We start from the raw sequence: 20,011 nt of genomic DNA on the forward strand, positions 1-20,011 counted from the left end.
TGGGTTCTGACAGGCATCGCACCCACCAACTGATGCAGGACAGACGGCTTTTCTTTACCTTCAGTGCGGTCTTGTTTTTGGTCAACGCCGCAATCTCCGCTTTAGTTGGCTCTTCAACATTGCCGTGCTCATCGCGACGTTTGGGGAACAGGGTCAGCCAATGCTTTGCAACCTCTTTGTCGCTCCACGATTTCGCTTTATCCGGGCGACTTCGCAATACGACTTGGATCTGGTTGCAGTGCACCGAGTAGGTCAGGCAATCGATCGCGAATATGGGGATGAGCACCTTGATACGTTCGCGAACCCATTCTTTGCGGATGCTGCAGTCTTCGCCAGTGATCGGATTATTTCCCAGTAGCGATGCAAATCGGACGCAGTGTTGAACACAGCGTACCACTTGTATGGTTTTAGGATCGATCACATTTGCACGAGCTTGCCGCGGCATCGGGCTGTTCCTTTTTCAGTAGCGATCCCGCAAGCATCGTCGTTGGAGCAAGCGAAGTCAATCAAAAAAGGGGACATCCGCCAAATGGTACCATTTGGCAAGCAGCATAGATGCTTATTTCTGTTTTTCCTGAATTGATGTGCCGTCAAAAATGAATTCGAAAGCAGCGTTGACTGCTGAGAGACTTCATCTGTTTGCCGACCGGTCGGCAAGGAGGCTGCCTGCGCATCTCGGCATCACAATTTGTGGAAGCCGCGGCAGTGCGTCTGAGAGTCTGTGTGAGACAGACGTTGCTACTGACTGGAGAGAAGCCAAGCAGGGCGGACAGCCGATATGGATGGGGATTGGTCATCCACGTAGGCATCAGTCAGGTCATCCGCTATCGATAAGCGATCGTCAAGCAATAGTAGCGGACGAGCGTCAGTCCAGCGGAGCGGTCGGTGAAGCATGCACAGCCGGCCATCTTCCTTAGCTGGGTACCGCCTGGACATTCCCTGTAGCTCGACAGCTTGCGGGAGTCGCAGGAACCGTTGCACAGCCAAACACCAAGGCGGCCGAAACGGTTGCAGAGCAATTGAGCTGATAAAACGGAGAGGCCGAAGCCTTCTGCGGTGAAGACCACTTCGGCGTGGTCATAAAGGCGATAGCCGGATCCAGATTGAAAGACGCGGCTTTCTCGGCATTCCAGTTCGAGTCGCAAATGATCGACGTAACCAACCGGCGAATCAACGGCATTGAAAGAGCCGAGGCGAGACGCAGATCTGTCGAACGGCCAGTTGGTGAATGTTTGGGTGGCATGCATCGGGATTGTTCAGTGAGAATAAGGAAGTGATCTCCCTCATTTCACCGCAATCTCCAGAATTCACCAAAATCACCCACCAGGTCTCGAACCGCACGCGCAGAGGATTGAATTCGATCTGCTGCTAGCGTTGGTTCTTCAGGGTCTGGCAGCCCAGATTCAGCGCCAGCAAACCTTCATCGCACTCAGGATGATCGACGGCGAACAATGCCTGGAGAACACTGGTCGTCGCGCAGTGTCAGTGCCAGCTGACACATTCCCAAAATGCCCGAAGACGCATTGATGGAGTCTGGGTGATCACCGAAGACAAAACGATCAAAACAGAGAACTGATTCGGAATTCCGATTCCGCTCATCCAGGATCTGCAGGGGATGCGATGTCCATCACGCAACAGGGGCTGATAGAACATCGATCTGAAAGTTCAACAGGTCTAGCAAAGTTCAACAAAGAGTTCAGCACGCATGTTTTCCCGTGTTTTACGGCACAAAACGTGAAATATGTTGAACTTGTTGAACTTTTCTAGTCCTAAGGTTTTAAAAGTAGAGTTCACTAACAATTGCTCCTGACCGTGTGTCGTGTCACTGCCCTCCGGCTTTGACGCGACGATGGTAAAAGTTCAGCAAGTTCAACATTTCCGTTCGTTTTTCCCGCAAATCGCCGGGCCAAACACCTTGTTGAACTTTTTGTTGAACCTGCTGAACTCGCTGAAGCTGTTTTACCTTCCTACATCGAATCAGCGTTTAGGCGGCATCGGTTGAATCCGTATACGTAATTGCCAACGCTGCTTTCTAGTTTGTCTTAACAAGCTTGAACCGTTTGGCGCGACCTTCCGTCACCTGAATCTGGTGGCCGTTTCTTGGTCGCTTACTCAACTTGCACAGTTCCGCTCCAAACGTCCGTGATGTCACTTTTCCGTTTTTCGAGCCGATGGCTTCGACCAACTCTCGCAAGGCGTCTGACGACTTGCCATTGGATAGCCGCCCAGATTTGGCACCGTTGACGCCGTTGGCGGTCTCGGCTTTTTCATATTCGCGGAAGATTTCCATGGCAGTCATGCCGCCACCGAAAGCACCTTCGACAAGGTTTAGTGACTCAAAGGCGGCAATCACCAAATCGTAGGTGTCATTGACTGCGCTTGCCTTGGTTAGCGTTTCACGCGTCAACAGCGGCGATGGCATTCCGCAGAACTCAACAAACCCACCAATGAATCGAGACCACGGTTCAAAACCGGGAAGCGTCCTGCGGGACGCAGGCTGCGGTTGTCCAGCCTGGATGTACACCTGCAAGCACGCGAGCAACGCCATGTATATCTCGCAATGCAGTCGTTGCGCCTCGACCTGCAAATTGACTACCTTAAACTCTCTAGAAGAATAATCCGGGTCTGTGACGTTCAAGCGAACGGGAAGCGTTCTTCTCAGCGTGTCAGGCGTAAACGTGGCGTTGTTGGCGGTGATAATCATCGTCGCCTTGTTGTGTATCGCAATAATATCGTTCCCGCCAAGTAGCCTGTCACGCCACACTGGGGCCGTCAGGAACGCGTCAAGCGTCGCACCACCAATTTCATCATCTGCGTTGTCCAAGATCAGCACCGTGTCACCGCTCTTGAGTGCTGACGTGATTGTCTTGCGCAACTCATCTTGATCCTTGCGGTACGCTAGGAATCGTGGGGGGCTTCCGAACGCGACAATGTGTGCCAGCGATGCTAGAAACGATTTGCCGGCTCCTTCAACATTGGCCTGGTGCACGAACAACGGTGGTCGGTCGGAGAAGAGCTGCGGGGCCATCAGAGTGACGACCTCAGCGAGAAAGGCTGCTTGATCTTGCAGCAAGTCCAACCAGGGAAATTCGTCCAGCAGTTTCCAGAGCGGTTCCAACGTATAAAATGGCGAATCGTCGATCTGCGGAAGTTCTGGATACTTGTCGGAGGACTTGACCAGGATGTGCAGTTCTGGATCGTAGCCATCACGCAAGATACTGCCGTCGGCTCGGAGAATTGGGGCAGAGCTTACCCGTACTAGGATCCTGACACCGAAGGTGTGTGCCCGGTGACTAGAACCATGGACGTGCGGGGCAGCCCAACCGGGGACGCCAGCCGGTCCAAAATCAACGGCCTCATTGATCCGGCCGGGTAGCACGCTTTGCGTTAACTCCTTGAACCTGAGTTTCCCATTGCTGTCGTGATAGACTTCTACCAACCGATCCCCACAGACGAATATTTCTTCTCGCCGTCCTAGTTCCCTAAATATCGTTTTGATATTTTCCTCCGATGCATTGCTGTGGGGCCCTATCTGGGATTTCCCGTTGGAGCTCGTTAGTATCCAGTCATTCGGATCGTATTCACCAGCCGATTCAATGACCTCGCGGAGCTTTTCTTTACCATGCTTGGCGATACAGTCTCGCGTGTCTGGTCCTTTCGATTCAACGATGTCGAAGGGAAGAACAGCGACTTTGACTGAACTGGCTCCAGCGTCCAAAAGGTCCTGTCTGTTCTTTGACACCGATCCTGCGGCGGCGTTGTCCCGGTCTGGTACAAGGATCACATGACAGCCTTTGAACATCAAAGGCAATTTCGATTTGAATGGTCCCGCGAAACACCTGGTCGACAGGCCTGCCGTATTGAGAAAGCCTGCTCCATGCATCGCTGCGGCATCCTTGACTCCCTCGACGATGTACCACGTTTCATTTGGCTGCGGTTTCCTTCCCGGCAGAAATAGCCCGTGCTTGGCGTGCCTTTTTATTTTTCCGCCGATCATCCTGGGATTTGCGAGTGACATGCGAAAATAGCCCTTCATATCAAAACCGGCCCAGTCGATTCCTTCTAGGTCGGCGACCTCCGGATACCACAGCGGCACTCTAATTTCGTTCGCACCGTGTTGATCCTTTGCCACTGCGGCGCCGAACGCAACCAACGATTTTGGCGGCATCCCTTTGAGTTTGGAATATTGGACGATCAGCGAGTCGATGACGGGCTTCTCTTTTCCAGCCGGGATCTCCTTTGCCGAAATCTTTTTCTTGGCAACCTTTTTCTTGGCAACCTTTTTTGTTGCAGTTGGGTGGGCGGCTTCTGGCTTGGCACTTGGCCCGATCGGCACCGACTGGCAAGCCGGATCAGCGGACGAGTGCGTTGCCATTTCGGAGGCGATTTCCTCCGCCGTAGTAACTCCGGTATTCAATTCCGCCGCACAGGCCTGGAGGTTGAACTGCGAACTGTAGACAGGCAAATCATTGGGATCAAGCTTGAGCATGTCCCATTCAATGTCGTCCGCGAGCAGCGGGGGAGTGCCGATGACACCGGATTCGAAAATGCCGTCGATCACTCCATCAATAACATCTGGATCATTCTGGTCCTCACCTCGAAGCATCGCGATTGTCTCGACCACATTGCGGGTCGACTCTTCACACTTGGAGCAGTAGACGCGGCCCCCGAGTTTGAACGTCTGGCCCTTGTCCATCGAGGAGTTTTTACCTTTACCTCCGTACAAGGCGTAGATGCTGCTTTCGGTGCCGCAGTGGTGGCATGGCCAATTTTTTTGCCCTTCGGCGGCGAATCCGGTTCGACGAGGATCGCTCCTGAGAATCTTGGAATGATCGACGACTGGCGGTGCGCCAGACGTGAATTCTTTGACCAACGTGTCACATTTCCGCCTGGCATGTTTGGCGATCCATTTGACAGCGGCTTGGCGTGCGCTGTCGCCGATCATTACCCCGGCTTTTCGCCTACGGGATGCAAGCGTTTGCGGAGTAGCTGTGCTCTTGGATTTTGTTTTATTAGTCGGTTTGGTTATCATTGATTTAGTTTCAGATTGGTTCTGGAATTGCTGATGGGTCGATCGAACCTGCTCTTAAAAACTGGGTTCGGTCGGCTCATTCGTTTATCAACAGGATCGATCTCCTGGTTGCATTGATTGGTCTGGTGACGGAATGTCCGCCGGGTGCTCGGCAGTTGGACTCTCTTTTTGGTGGTATTGTTTGCGGGTGCGCGTCTGTGCATTGGTGGGTGGCCAAATCGAATGCTTGGAATGCATCGGACGCGTCTTCGGCATCCATACCGGTCCGCAGTGACCTTCGGTCGGAGGTGAGACGGACGCTAGGTGAAGATTTGCGACGCGTTCTCTCAGTCGGCGGGTCAATTTGGTCTTGCTGCCGGACGCCCACAATGGCTGCCCACATGGGCAATTCATGGGCACGTCTTTTTTTTCACTTAGCGACAACTGCAAAAGTGTGAGAACACGCGCGCGTTTCAACAGACTGTTGACGACAGTGTCGACCAACAAATCAGTGTGCGCTGAACCGGCTCGTCACATCGCCGGGTGGCTGTCGGCGTCCGTCACTGGGGCCTGGGAGAGGGTGCCAAATCCTTTGCGTGGCAGCAGCGTGACGTGGAGATCAAGAAACGCATCACCGACTCGATTGCGATCATCCTCGCTGAGCTCATTCCAATGAGCTTGAATACTTTGCGAAATCTGGCGAAGCTGGTGCATCCATTGGTGCATCAGTTCGGCGGCATCTGGTTTTTCCCGACGATTTCCCGTCCCAAAAACGCATCGCTCTTTCGTTCGGGACGTAGAGGTCGCAAGTTCAAATCTTGTCGCCCCGACTCGATTCACTCGGCAAATCGCCGCCTAAATCGAATTCTTTGCCAATCGCTTGCAAGTGGCCATCTGGCCACATTAACCTATCTACTTGCATTCAAGTGGCCAGACGCCTAAACAGCAAGGCAGAGAGATGCCATGGACCCCCAAGTTGCGGTGGGAACAATCCGCGAACAGCTGGCGTGTCCGCTATAAGAAAAAGACTCACCGCTTCTCCGGTGGACCTGTTAGGAAACTAAAACGCAAAGTCCAGTCCCCGCTGCACCAGCACATACGAAGTGGCGCTGTCCAGCTAGGGGCAAGGAATAATCTCTGCCCCCTTCGTTGACAGCAAGGTCGCGCGTCGAGCTGTCCCATTTAGTTCGGCGAGTGTCCCGCGAGCTCGGCCATTCCCCCCAGTCCCTACAGTTGCTGCAATCGTTGCGACACGCCCCCTCTACATGACGGGTGGCAAAAAACCCTTGATCATTGCGTCCGGGGGGATGCCAATCCGCCGAACTAGAGGAGCAGAACCGCTTTAATCGTTCCAAGCGGTCCTTTCAACAAATCTTTGGTGCCTGGGGACTGCGAAGATGAGGTGTTTGATTGGGTTGGTTTCGTGTGGTTTGATACTTGCGTCTGTGATTGGCTGTGGTCTAGACGGCAGGCACATGCCTGACACGCGGCACGGCGACCGCTTGGATGCCATTTTTGGCCAGCGTCACACACTGCACGTCGAAAAGCACCCGGCGCCCTGTTCGGTTGTCTCGTTGGCGAAAGAGGTCACTGAAATTGAAGACGCGATCCGTCGCGATGGGAGCATCACCGTCAAACAACCCGATGTTTGGGGCGATACCAGCCTGACCCACTTTATCCAAGAATACGATCGGGAAATGGCCAAATCGGTCGACGCTTTCGAAGCGACCTTGCAGGCCTACATTGCCCGCAGCGATGCCTTGGAAGTGCAGAGTTCGACAACCCTTGGTTTGGCGGGTACAGAGGGCGAGGTCAACGTCATTCCGCCCAACGCGACACGGACCGCCGCAACGGCCACTGAAAAGGCGCAACTTCAATTGAGTGTCGATGCATCGAAGCCCATCGAGATTTCTGAGGCCGACTTTAAAAAGCTCGTCGACTTGGCCCAGGGAGTCAAGCTTGCCGGGTCAACCAATGCCGGCGTTGGCGTGGAACCGACGGAACTGGAGCGTCAGAAGTCTACATACATCAATGTCAATCAAGCTCTTCGTCGTCGCAATATGGGCGGTGACACCGCGCGTGCCGCCGGTTATGGGCTCTACAAATTCCGGGTCCCGGTCTCGGTGTTGCCCGGTCGCGAGACACACGAGGGTTACATGGCATTGGCTTCCATGCGGGCACGTCTACACATTGATGAAGCCAACGTACGCAATGCATTCCCAAAGATGTTTATCGCGGATCTCGTCGACGCGGTCGCCCCGCGTATTCGAGCGACTTGGGACGAGCGCACTCAACAAGAGAAAGATAGGGACGCGTACGTCGCAAACTTGAAGAGCCAATTAGCAAGCATCGAAAAACTTAACAAGACTTTGAATCTCGAGTCTGTAGAGAAGTACTCAGAGCTTTTGGATGCAGTCATTAACAAAGTTGATTCGGTATTAGCCTGTGGGAGCCAGAATCAATCGATGATCGATTTAGTCGCCGAGTTGGCGTTCGCGGGCGACCTCGTGGCAGACGCGGTGGGCACCCAATGTAAATTGGCGGCAGACCTGAATCCAGATCGAGTCAATTGCCTAGCCAATTCGTGTCAATTGAGCCAAATCATGGCGGATAACCAAGCTAACGGTGCAAACTTGCTGTCGTTGATTGATGTTGAACCAAGCCAGATCACAGATGCATTACGTCAGATCGAGTGTAACAAGGACACGGCGAATCGAATTGCAGCAAACATGAAAATCACACTAGAAGGGAATGGAGGTTTCTTGAACGCACCGAGTGGCGCGTCGTTGAGCCAACTAACGGTTCGAACTCGTGAGAAGCTATTGGAAAGAACGCTTCGAAAGCCTGAGTCGGTAGTTCAAGAGAAGGCGATTGCAGCAATCGATACCGCGCCATCCCATTCGCAAACACCGGAAAATGCCGCAGATTTGCGTGGCGATGTCGACTATCCAATCGTCTTGATCAACCAAAACACATATGACGTTGATTCTGTTCGCCTGGTTGCGAAACGATACTTCGATGAAAATGGGCACACAAGTGCTCCGAAGATGCGTGAACTACGCGAGTTCCTAACGGAGTACTTTTTCAAGGTTCACATCGCACTGGAAGAAAGCAAAAAGTACGTCGAGCACGCTGACCTGATTTCAACCTTTGCCGAAGCGACCGAGCGTGGGGAGTCGGTCGATGCGACCCGGATTCGCCCCCTTCAGCGAGGGAATTGGAGAAACCGAATGCTGCCTGAATACAGCAGCGAGTTTGTGTCGATCAGTTGGTTGGTCGCCTCCCAAGCGGGCGTGACGGATCGCAACATGAAACGCTTGCTTCGTGACCTGCGACGGCAGGGAAAGATTTCGGAGGAATCGTGTTTGGAATCCGATGCCAATACGTTCTACTTTTTTGCTTATGAGATCAATCCCGATACGACTTTGCGGCTCTGGCGAACCATGGTCGAGGGTGCGTTTCCAATTCATGTCTTCGCACTTGATCCGCAGGTGGAAGAGCAGAACTCGTTCGATGTCTTGAATCGTCGCCGCGAGTTGCAAACCGCGCTCGCCATCAGTGTCTCGAAGGGAAGATTTGGCCTTGGGCAACGCATCGCCGCAAGTCGGGCATTGGGGCTGGACATCGCCACCATCGATTTGAATCGAACCATTGTTGGTTTCACGCATGGAAACGACACATTCGGTTGGTACTTCCGCCCACGGGTTCAAACACCACCGACTGAGTCTTCGAACATTGCCGCGCTGGCGCGAACGATTTGGTCCACTGGCCCGACCGAACGTTACGATCTTCGCCACCGCCAATTGGAGCCAGGGGTCCGGGAATGCGAGGTGTTGGTGGTCATGCCCAGTTTCGTGACTCGAGTCGACTTTGACATCACCACAAACTGGGAAAAACTTACCAAGCCGGGTGTGACGAAACGTAGCTACGAAGAAATGATCGCATTGGGAGCACGGGTACATCAAGCTCAAAATCGCTTGTGCAGTTTCTGTGACGAACAGTGCGTACGGCCCGGCGATAGTGCTCGCCTGATCTCTCGCGTCGAACAACTAGAAAAGATGTTGTCCTTGCAAACGCATACTAGCAGTGTGCCGTATGAATTCGGCATGTCCGGAACGGATCTGTTCAGCCGTGGAGACAAGCAACTCCGTCCGGTGCTGTATGACTACTATGGGCTGGATTTCGTGTCCACCGAAGACAACAACGTTCAAGAGTTCTTTGTATCCGGTCGAAATTTCCATCCAACTTTGACACATGTCGTATTGGGCGGTGTCGAAAGTGACACCATGGGCACCGACGAGGTCGAGGTGCTCAGTCGTGAGTTAATTCGAGTTCGTATCGCCGGTTTGAAAGAAGAACTCTCCGGAGACAAATTCCATCTTCGGGTGGGCACTCCCTCCGGACTTTCCAACCGTTTGGACTTAGCAGCCAAAGCAGCCAAAGCAGCGAAGACTCCCGCTCCAGCCGGTTGGCAACTGACCGTCGAGAACAAGATGGCTGATTACTGCATCGGGTGCGATTACCGCACATTGATCTTTCCCGCGGTTAGCAGCAAGAAACTGCCGCTCAATTACGTCCCCAAGCCGCTTCCGTTGAAGCCGACTACCGGGAAAATTGTTGCTCGTTTTTCAGCAGCCGACTCAGCTGGCACCCCGATCGCAATCGCTCCGGCAACCGACACCCAGCCCATCGAAATCCATGATGCGGGTACACACCTGTATGTTGACGAACAAGCACTGTTGAATCAGATATCAATCCTGTTTAGCAGCAATGAAACGGGAATCTATCCCACAAACATCGCTGTTCCTGCTGGTGTCAATCAAATCAAGTTGACCGCAACGTTCTATGTGACGTTTGACGCTTGGCCGGTCAGTCAATTGGTCAATAAACTGGAGATCGAGGTTGCAGTAAGAAACAACTGTGCAACGGCTTCTATCCCGGCAGAAACGACTTCGATTTTGCCAGAGCCCGCAGCCCCCACAAGCACCGGTGCGGTATTCGCTGCTCCCGGGACCCCGACGACCGAATTGAATACCGATCCACCCGGCTCACCCAATGGCATTGGAGGGTTGTTGCCGTCGGGGTGGTGAAAGCAGAGCGGACGCTTTTTCTCGTCGACTCACATTCCGTAACAAGCAACCGGAACCAGAGTTTGAGGGGAGCCACGTGCCGCTCTGTCTGAACGACCGAGCAAATCCACACGGCACGGGTTTGCTTGGTGTAGGAATTGTCGGCGGAACTTATTGTTCAGTCCCCATGAGTTCGATCTCGTTCAGTAGGTGCTCGATCTCCATGAAGGGTTCGTCCGAGATTTCTCGCCAGCGGACGCGTCCTTGGTCGTCCAGGATAAATGCACCATGCAGGGGAGACTGATGTGTTGCGAGGTAGCATTCGTAATCGCGGAACACGTCTCGTTGATCTGATGCGTCGAACACGACGTGGTGCGGAAACATCGGTCCGGGGAAACCGGCTTCTTTCGCGCCCGGAGCAACGAAGACAATCTTGACGCCGTCGGGAATGCTGGCGTTGCTGAAGTTTTGGATCTGCTCGTTACAAGCCGGGCAGCCTTGGCTTTCCAGAAACACCAGAATCGTGAACTCTTCCCCCATCAAGTCCGTGAGCGACTGGTCCGTCCCACTAGCGTCCGGAAGTGTCCAAGAGCTGGCCAGGTAAGGCTTCGCGAGTTTCGTGCCTACCTCGTAGTTGTCGTTCACCACCCGAACCACTTTCATCATTCCCTGGTCCTCGTGGTCCAGAATGTGACAGTGTAAGACGAAGTCGCCGATGTACCGGCGGTAACGAGTGCGGACGTCGTAGGTTGTGCCCGAACGAACCAACAGCGTGTCTCGCCAGACTCCTTGCGGCGTGGTCATGCCGGCGGAATTGGTTTCCGAAACGAAATAGAAGGGATTGACGTGGATATGGAACGGATGACTTCCCAGGTCGGTGGTTAGTTTCCATTGATCGGCACGTCCCAGTTGCAAGGTGATTGGGCGTCCATCGGGATCAAAGGGTTCACCGTTGATGCTCAGAGACGGTCGCAATTGCAGCTTTATCGCTTGCAGACCGAATACTTCTCCGTCTGGAATCGGATCTGGTCTGCGGACATTGGAAAAGTCGTGTGCCGAGGGCCATGCGTCGGCACTTGATCCCTTGCTGGGCCGGACTTCAATGATTGCTAGAACGGCCGGATCCTTTTCAGCATCGGGGGCGGAGGGATCAAGGCTGACATTGCCAGCACCATCCCACATCAAATAACGCTGGGTTTGCGATGTGTCGTTGGTCAGCCGCACGAGTACGTCGCTGCGATAGCCTGGAAACAAAGAGATCGTTTCAGTCTTTCGCATGCGTTCCAATGGAATTCCGTCGACCGCAATCTCCCGCATTCCTTCTTCGTTCAACGCTTCCACATCGTATGGAAGGCTTTCGTCATCGATTGCAGACTCAAGGGGTATCGGTGCTAACTGGACTCGGATTTCATCTCGCACGCCTCCATGGATGAACCGGAAACGCTGGATCCGCCCCGATTCGATTTTGATTACCGGCTGAACCTGACCGTTGATCGTGGTCCGCCAGCCATCTTCCACCTTGCCTCGGGGCCAGCGTCCATTGGCAAATGCGGCGCCAAAATCTTCTAGCGTGTAGGTCGTCAGCCCGAGGATGGAGCCGACCGCCGCCACGACTGCTTCTGCCTGTTCCTGGGGAATTGGATCGGGGGGCCAGACCGATTGGAGGGCCTGGCGAAGCCGCTCGATCTCTTCCGGTTTGTCCGCTAAGTCACTCTCGCCAAGGTCGGCACTCTTCAATCCGGAGGCGTCGAATACCCGAAAATGCAGCTTGCCGGCAATCTTGGCAACGACCGCCAATCCGTTGCCTTGAGTTGGAAGGCTATCGGTATCAGGCGCATCGGGCAGCAGTTGCAATTGGTAGCCCAGCGGCTCCGGGAGAAACGAGACCTGTTGAAACAAGCAAATGCGTTCTTCGACACCCGCGATTCCTGGAACGGATTCAATAGACGTTTGGTCCCCTTTGCGGGGTTCAATAATCAACGCCCCGGCCATTCCGCTGGAGACCTGAATGGATGTGGCTCCATGGACGTGCGCGTGATACCAGAAGGTCCCGGGAAGATGGTCCGTTGGGATCGCGATTTCGCTTTCAAACTCCTGGCCCGGATGCACTTCCAACAGCACGTTGTCTGAGTTCGCCGCAGGTGAGACATGAAGCCCATGCGTGTGCAGATTGGTACGATTGAAGCCGTGCGGCGTATTGAGCGTGGCAGAATGATTTTCGGGCTTCTCCACCGGCAACTGGTTTTTCAGGTGAACCCTGAGAACGTCGCCCGCTCGAACTCGCAGTGTCGGGCCGACGGGCAATTGGTCATAGGACCGCATCCGCAGGTTGACGATACCGGCATTGTTTTTGACCACGAGATCGCTGTTGCCATCCCGCAGGTAGGTAGTTGGACGCCAGCCCTTTCGGTTGTCGTAGATGATCGCCAACGAAGTGTCCAGAATCCCATTTTCAGAGACACGCTCTTCCCCAGAACGAAATTCTGGATGCTGATACTCCGACCGTTCGCTCCGTCGCTGTATCTCGCGCACCGATTCCGTCTGAGGTGCTGCTTGACGAGTTGGTCCCAAAATCCCTTCCAGATCGGATCGATTGATTCGTTCCGCAGCACGGGAGCCGATACGAGTCAAAGTGCCAGGAGGGGCTGCCGAAAGCGTTGATCCGGCAAATGTACCCACCATCAACCCGAACGAAAGTGGTCCAAGAAACCGACTAAATCCCAAGATGTACATTGAAATTTTTCCGTGGAATATGATTGATCATGCCGTTGCATTGGCCTCCAGCGAAAGTCCTCCTCTTTATGAGGGAGGCCTGGGCGGTGCGCCCCTAAACGGAATCCTTCCGATAGCGAGTGGTCGTGGTTGGCCCGTTCCGATTGCTCGAGACGAATGCTGCGGTTGAAGACGGGTTTCTGCTCGGAAACATCGACACTGCAACCCAGAATAGCGCCGATTGTGATGGCTAAAGATCTGCATGATGCAAAACATGAAACCTCCACCTTTCGGATTAAAGTTTTCAACGACCGGCAATGCCACGAGCGGATTCTTGAGAGTCAGGCTCTCGCATCACCACTCGCGAGCGCAGCCAAGCCCCCCCCCCCTGCAGCATAGGCACCAACCGGCCCTGTGGAAAGGTGCGTCTTTTGTTTTTCAAAAGAAATCTGAGCTCACGGGTGACGGTGATTGTCTCGCCTTGCAACCGTCGACCAACATGGAGGTCGCGAGAGAGCAGTTGGCCGCGATGACAAAGTCAAGCTGATGATCCCCCAAGCAATGCTGAGCATTTCGAATTATTCTTGCGGCGATCAGGTCGGCGAGGTTCGCAAAAAAGCAATTGAGATAGTCAAACTAGAAGTTATCGACTGGCTCGGGTGTAAGGTTCCAACGATGCCGCAATCAACTGAGCTCGACTCATTCCCTCGTCAGCAAACGTACTCATGAATGAAAATACGATCCTGGTAACAGAAATGAGAAGGAAGAAGAGATGAAACAGCTCGTGACACTAATATTGCTTATCATGACTTCTGGTCTTTGTAATGCCGCTGGGACGGACGCGGATTTTTATGTATCGCCAAAGGGTTCCGATGCGTGGTCCGGAACTTCGGCTGAGCCTTTCGCGACGCTGGCGCGCGCCCGCGATGCAGTTCGGGAGTTGAAGAAAAGCAAATCGACGGACATCGTGGTACTGGTGCGTGGGGGAACCTACCGGCTTGACGAGACCGTGGTATTCGGGCTGGAAGACTCGGGCGGTGGGGAATCGACCATCACCTATGCCGCCTATCCCGGCGAGAAGCCCATCTTTAGTGGGGCACGGGAAATCACGGGCTTTCAAAAGGTGACCGGGGACCTGCCCGATTTGCCGAAGGAGGCTCAGGGCAAGGTTCTTGTCGCAAAGGTTTCGGGTTCTTTTCGTGCGCTTTACGACGCTGAAGGTCTGCTGCCACGCACGCGCTCAGTCGGATTCCGGACGACTGCCGGCGGGAGTCTCGACGAGTTCAACTTTCCTGAGGGAATGTTGAAACACTGGTCGAATGTGGAAGACGTGGAAATTTTGATTCGTGCGGGTCATCAGTGGATGATGAATATTCTGCCTTTGGTGTCCGTCGATGAACAAGCAAAAACCGCTCACACGTCAATCGATGCCACCTATGGCATGAACAGCCAAGGGGAGTCGTGCTGGGTTGAAAACATCCTGGAGGAACTTAACGAGCCGGGTGAATGGGCACTCAATACCAAGGAAGGCAAACTCTACCTCTGGCCACGTGCTGAGTCACCCGTGTTGGCACCACAATTGACGGAATTGATCCGTGTCGAAGGCAAGATTGATGAAATGGGGCCGACGGATATTCCGGTGCGTAGCCTATGCTTCCGCGGCCTTACCTTTATGCATGGTGATCGCTACTTATTTGACCAGGACGATGCAGGCGTGCAGCACGACTGGGATGTGGTCGACAAGGACAACGCGTTGGTTCGCCTGCGTGGAACTGAGAACTGCGTTGTTGAAAAGTGCCATTTTCTTCACAGCGGCAGTGGTGCGGTACGTGTGGATCTATATGGACAGGAGAACAAGATCTCCAACAACCGTATCGAGCATATTGGAGGCACGGGTATTTTTCTCGGCGGATACGGGCCGGGTACCAAGGATGTCAACAAAAAGAACCTCGTCTACAACAACCACATTCATCATGTTGGGGAACTCTATTGGCATTCGCCCGGTATCCTGCTCTGGCAGAGCGGCGAGAATCGCGTGGCGAACAACCTGATCCATAATACCAACTACTGTGGCATGATCATTTGCGGAATGGTGACCCGATTCATCACCCGTGATATTCGAGAGGTCAGTCGATCCATCCGGAGGCATGAAGTCGGGCAAGTGCCGGCCAATCCGACGATCGACGACGTCCGTCCCTTCCTGCACTCCCATGACAATCTCATTGAATACAATGAGATCCATCATGTCATGCAGAAACTGGGCGATGGCAACGGTATCTACATTCGTGGATCAGGCCCCGGAAACATTATTCGCCGCAACTATATTCACCACTTGGTCGCGTCGACTGGTGCGCAGTCAGGGATCCGAACCGATGGCGGACAGATGGATACCCTCATTGCCGAGAACCTAGTCTATAGGTGCACGTCTCAGGGATTCATCCTGAAATTGAACACCCGTGCCGAAAACAATATCATTGCCTACATCCTTGATGGCGCGCGGCAGGGGAAGGGAAAGGATGTTTCTTACGTGAGATTAGCCGAGGGACCCTCGACCGGTGGTGCGATTAAGCACAACATCTTCTATCATCACGGGTCGAAAGCGACTTTCTTTACCCCAAAGTAGAGAGGCAGATGCCAAGGATGGCGACAAGGACTACAACATCTATTTCAGTGCCGGCAATCCTGAAGCGAGTCAGGCCGCGTTGGCTAGGATGCAACGCGAGGGAGCCGATGCCCACAGCTTGGCAATCGACCCGATGTTTGTCGATCCGGAGAATGGCGATTTCCGCTTCAAACCGGATTCTCCCGCGCTGAAACTGGGCATCGTGCCTCTCGATTTGTCCAAAGTCGGCTTGCGTATCGACGAAAAGTAGCGCGCCGTTCGAACTTAAATAACAGAAGGAAGGTCGCCATCATGATAACACGACACCTATCATGCGCATGCAAAGGAAATAGACTTCGAATTCAGCTGCATGGTTCGGGAGTGGAGTTCATGAGACATAAACGTAGCGTCTTGTATAGTTTTCTATTGTTGATCAGTCTCTTGTTTTTTTCCCCAATTGCGGCATTTTCCCAGTCAGGCGTGCTCCATCCGCACTGGGCGCCCAGGACCTGGCAACTCAGGCCGGATGATATCACGACCGTGATGGGGTTCCGAGCGAAGCTTGCTGGAAATCTGAATGTTGCGGATCACCCGACCGCTGCGGTTATAAACAATGCATTCATTCGCGGTTTCATGACCGAAGATGACGTCATGACTTGGGAAGTGAATGCGCCTGATGAAGCGGTCTATAACGTATCCCTTCTCTATACGGGAAACAAAAAGCTCCTCGCGCAATCGACTTTAGAAGTCGCGTCCGGGTCGACGACCATCACCGAGAAAACCAACGTACCCAATTGGAATACCCGGCCGACAGTGCAAAGGCACACTCTGAAACAAGCGTTGCCACTGAAGAAAGGAATCAACCAAGTCAGCTTTCGGTTGGCGGATTTCCAAGGAACGCAAGCGGACCGAGAAGCTCTGGAAAACACACCGAATGCCCGTGGCAACCCGACTCCCTTTGCCTTGTGGTCGATTGAGTTCGTGCAACCTGAAGCGCTGGCTGCCATCAAGAATCGAGCCAAGGCGATGAAGGCCGATGTGCAATGGATGGTGGATGGAAAATATGGATTGTTTGTGCATTTTTCGTCCGGTTCAACGCCTTTTCATGGCGGACCGAGACTGGGGGATCAGTACCAGAAATTGGTGGGTCAATTTGACGTCGATGCATTCGTCGCGGCAGTAGTCGAAACGGGTGCGTCATGGGTCTGCTTTACCTGTGCCCATGGCACACAACATTGGCCGGGCCCCAGCAAGACCATCGACCACATCAAACCCGGGTTTACCTGCGAACGTGACTTGATCCGAGACCTCATTGACGGTCTGGCCAAACACGATATTCGCCTGATGCTTTACTACAATCCCAATAGTGGCTTGGACGATCTGTATGGTCCTACCTACGGCAAAGGCGAAAGCCCGGATCCAACCGGCTATTTCAACTTCTTGGAGTCGCTGTTTCGTGAGATGAGCCTCCGCTATGGCGAAGATCTTGCGACCACCGCCGGCTATGTCGACAGCTGTGGTTGGAAACTGTATCAGCATGATCCGCCTTGGGAGAAATTTGCCGCAGCGATTAAGGCAGGCAATCCGAATGCACCGGTAGGTTTCAGCCAGAACCTGTTTGCCAACCTGACACCCTTCAGTGATCTCGTTGTTTCAGACGGGGCCGGTAGAGAGCCGGAGATCCTGCCTGCGGTTTTGTTCGAAGAGGGTGGGCAACTGGAGGGGCAATACCCTGCCAACTGGTGTTACATGGATGGTTGGTCCAGCCGCGTACGCAATGGAACCTTTACCGCTCCCCCCAGGTTTTCCGCTGAGCAGTACATAGAATTTTTCAAGAAAGCGGATGAAGCTGACATGCCGATCACCATCAATCTGTCGATGACCCCGGACGTCTCAGCGGATCACCCATTCTTTAATCCGGTATGTATCGAAATCATGAAGCAGGTGCGTCAAGCAGTCAAAGGTTACTAACATGAGCACTGTTCAGCGGCAATTAGTTCTCCGCTATCCGAACAGCAGGTTAGGCGCCTATGACGAACACAAGAAGGAACTCTAGCTGAGATTTGTGACCGATGCTGCCACGGGGTTCATGCGGTTGAACGGGGACCAGTCCATTTCGCATGGCTGACACGCTCCAGCAAACAGATCAAGCCATTACCGTCGCAACATGGCTACACACCAGCAGTTGCGATGTTTACATCTCGATGACGCCGTGGCAAAAAGTTCTAACCGTGCCTTGTCGCCCCGACTTGAATTCAAGACAGCTCGTCGCATTGATTTGCGATGGGCTGTTTTTCTTTATATGGCAAAGATTTACGTGGATATCTTGAAACTGCATATCGATGTGCGTGACAGCGCTCCTTGACGACTCGCTACTTCCTGGATCTGTTCTTCTTCGCGGATTCGTGCACTCCAGGCTGCCGCACGAACTCTTGCTGAATTTCCGCTTTTCGTTCTTGAACGAGCCGCAGAAATGCATCTCGCGTTGGACTTTCATGATCTTTCTGGCTGCACATGACCAACGGGATTGGCTCCATCGCTGGCGCGATTGACACGAAGGAAATCTGCTGACTGCGAAGGTTCTGAACGCCTTCGGGCACGATGCTGATCCCCTGTTCGGCGGCTACCATCGTCAACACGGTGGCCATCAGATCGGCACCCCCAGCGACCTCGGGCGAAAAGCCTGCCGACGAACACGCTGCGATGATGTGGTCGTAAAGGCTAATTGCAACAACGCGGTCCAGTAGAACGAATCGCTCTCCGGCAAGATCACTGAGCCGGACTCGCCGGCGTGAGGCAAGCGAGTGGGTCTCGGCCATGACGGCAAGCAGACGTTCACGAAACAGAATTTCCGTGGCGAGCTCTGGATGGCCCGGCGGCAATGGTCGCGTAAAAGCTACGTTGATTTTGCCGCGTTCAAGGGCAGCCAACTGTTTGTCCGGCGTCATCTCGAACATCCGTACGGTGACTTCCGGGTACTGCATTCGAAATCGTCTGATCAGGTCAGGAAGAAACAACATGGTGGGAGCAGCAAAAAATCCGATGGACAATTCACCGAATTCACCGCGCGATGCACGTAGCGCTTTCAGCTTTGCTGCTTCGGCAGCCTCCAGGATGGCTTGAGCTTCTTTAAGGAACACGGCCCCGGCCGCTGTCAGACGTACGACTCGTTTATTGCGAAAAAACAGTGGGGTACCGATTTCCCGCTCCAAATCAGCAATCTGAGTGCTCAGCGCAGGCTGGGCAACCAACGACTTTTCAGCCGCCCTGGAGAAACTCAGCTCAGACGCCACAGCGACGAAATAACGAAGATGTCGTAGTTCCATTCGCCCCGTTATACGAAGAAGCAATTACAGATGCAACAATTATGTATTTTACAAATAGACAGATGGTGCCGATAATCCTCGTGCAACGGCAGCCTTCGGTGAAGTCATCGCAAGGACGCACCACTGGGACACTTACATCCAGAGGATTCGAAATGACGGCAAAACACGATAATGAGACGCTATTTCGACCACTCCGCATCGGTGCGATCGAACTTCCGCACAGGATTGTGATGGCTCCTTTGACAAGAGCACGTTCCACAGATCGCGTTCCGAATGCATTGATGGAAGAATACTATTGCCAGCGAAGAAGTGCTGCCCTGATCATCTCGGAAGCGACCGCCATCAGCGAGCAGGGTTATGGCTGGCACGGTGCTCCCGGCATCTACACTGCTGAACAAATCGAAGGGTGGAAGCGGATTACCGACGCCGTTCACGCGTCCGGTGGGCGAATGTTTCTGCAACTGTGGCACATGGGCCGAGTGTCGCACCCGGACTATCAAGGCGGGAACTTGCCCGTTGGTCCCAGTCCGATCGCGGCGACCGGCGAAGCTCACACACCCACTGGCAAGAAACCGTATGTCGTTCCTCAGGCCTTGAGTGCATCGGAAATTGCAAGCGTCATCGAAGACTATGCCAGGGCAACCGGACGAGCGCGGGATGCGGGATTCGATGGTGTCGAGATCCACGGCGCGAATGGATATTTGATCGACCAGTTCTTGCGAGATTCCTCGAACCAACGCGCCGACGAATACGGCGGCTCAATAGAAAATCGCCTGCGGTTTCTCCGCGAGGTCGTGACGGCAGTCACCAATGCATGGTCGGCGGATCGCACGGGTATTCGCTTGAGTCCCACCATGAGTGGCAATGGGATGGCAGATAGCGATCCCACTGTATTGTATTCTCGGGCAGCGCAGATGCTTAACAGGTTCCAACTCGCCTACCTGCATATCGCAGAAGCGATCCGACCGGGGCGACTCTACAACGCGGATGCCCCCCGCGTGACGCCTTACATCCGAGCCGAGTTTGAAGGCGTGCTATTCGCCAACGGTGGCTACGAAAAAACGACGGCGGCCAATGCGATACGAACAAGGGAAGCCGATGCCGTTGTGTTCGGCCAGAAGTTCATCGCGAACCCCGATTTACCCGAACGCCTGAGAGCTGACGCACCGCTCAACGAGCCTGAAGTTGCGACGTACTATGCACCTGGAGCACACGGCTACACCGACTATCCCTCAATGGTCAAGAGCTGACGGTCGCCATCACTCACTCACCTATCAATTTCCTGACACGC

At 53.8% G+C, this 20,011-nt stretch carries 10 protein-coding genes and 1 pseudogene; 5 read left to right on the forward strand and 6 right to left on the reverse strand.

Features of this window, described 5'->3' with window-relative positions:
* The 4 genes and pseudogenes from NHH03_RS15035 to NHH03_RS15050 all read right to left on the reverse strand — a co-directional run.
* A pseudogene (locus NHH03_RS15035) lies at positions 1–445 on the reverse strand (hypothetical protein); the annotation flags it as partial.
* A 379-nt stretch (positions 446–824) separates the two neighbouring features.
* Complete coding sequence (locus NHH03_RS15040) at positions 825–1,247, reverse strand: hypothetical protein (protein WP_253157467.1); 423 nt, start codon at positions 1,245–1,247, stop codon at positions 825–827.
* Positions 1,248–2,032: 785 nt separating this feature from the next.
* Entirely contained in the window at positions 2,033–5,032 is a 3,000-nt protein-coding gene (locus NHH03_RS15045; protein ID WP_253157468.1) for a toprim domain-containing protein, read from the reverse strand.
* A 510-nt stretch (positions 5,033–5,542) separates the two neighbouring features.
* A complete protein-coding gene (locus NHH03_RS15050; protein WP_253157469.1) occupies positions 5,543–5,725 on the reverse strand; it encodes a hypothetical protein in 183 nt (60 codons plus the stop codon).
* A 761-nt stretch (positions 5,726–6,486) separates the two neighbouring features.
* Here NHH03_RS15050 and NHH03_RS15055 point away from each other — a divergent pair.
* A complete protein-coding gene (locus NHH03_RS15055; protein WP_253157470.1) occupies positions 6,487–10,101 on the forward strand; it encodes a hypothetical protein in 3,615 nt (1,204 codons plus the stop codon).
* Positions 10,102–10,251: 150 nt separating this feature from the next.
* Here the strand turns inward: NHH03_RS15055 and NHH03_RS15060 are convergent, their stop codons facing one another.
* Complete coding sequence (locus tag NHH03_RS15060; RefSeq protein ID WP_253157472.1) at positions 10,252–12,612, reverse strand: multicopper oxidase domain-containing protein; 2,361 nt, start codon at positions 12,610–12,612, stop codon at positions 10,252–10,254.
* 952 nt (positions 12,613–13,564) lie between these two features.
* Here NHH03_RS15060 and NHH03_RS15065 point away from each other — a divergent pair.
* From NHH03_RS15065 to NHH03_RS15075, 3 genes are all read left to right on the forward strand, one after another.
* The gene (locus NHH03_RS15065) at positions 13,565–15,415 is read left to right on the forward strand and encodes a right-handed parallel beta-helix repeat-containing protein (RefSeq protein WP_253157482.1); all 1,851 of its coding nucleotides are present in this window, start codon (positions 13,565–13,567) and stop codon (positions 15,413–15,415) included.
* A 79-nt stretch (positions 15,416–15,494) separates the two neighbouring features.
* Positions 15,495–15,665: a DUF5123 domain-containing protein gene (locus tag NHH03_RS15070; RefSeq protein WP_253157484.1), complete on the forward strand. Its 171-nt coding sequence runs from the start codon at positions 15,495–15,497 to the stop codon at positions 15,663–15,665.
* Between the two features lie 41 nt (positions 15,666–15,706).
* Entirely contained in the window at positions 15,707–17,365 is a 1,659-nt protein-coding gene (locus NHH03_RS15075) for an alpha-L-fucosidase (protein ID WP_253157486.1), read from the forward strand.
* Between the two features lie 401 nt (positions 17,366–17,766).
* On the opposite strand, the gene NHH03_RS15080 is transcribed toward NHH03_RS15075, so the two are convergent.
* Entirely contained in the window at positions 17,767–18,720 is a 954-nt protein-coding gene (locus NHH03_RS15080) for a LysR family transcriptional regulator (RefSeq protein ID WP_253157488.1), read from the reverse strand.
* Positions 18,721–18,872: 152 nt separating this feature from the next.
* Between NHH03_RS15080 and NHH03_RS15085 the strand changes: the two genes are divergently transcribed.
* Positions 18,873–19,970 carry an alkene reductase gene (locus NHH03_RS15085; protein ID WP_253157490.1) on the forward strand — a complete coding sequence of 366 codons (1,098 nt, stop codon included), beginning with the start codon at positions 18,873–18,875 and terminating at the stop codon, positions 19,968–19,970.
* Positions 19,971–20,011: the final 41 nt, after the last annotated feature.

The organism is Stieleria tagensis (assembly GCF_024129865.1).
Classification (GTDB): Bacteria; Planctomycetota; Planctomycetia; order Pirellulales; family Pirellulaceae; genus Stieleria; species Stieleria tagensis.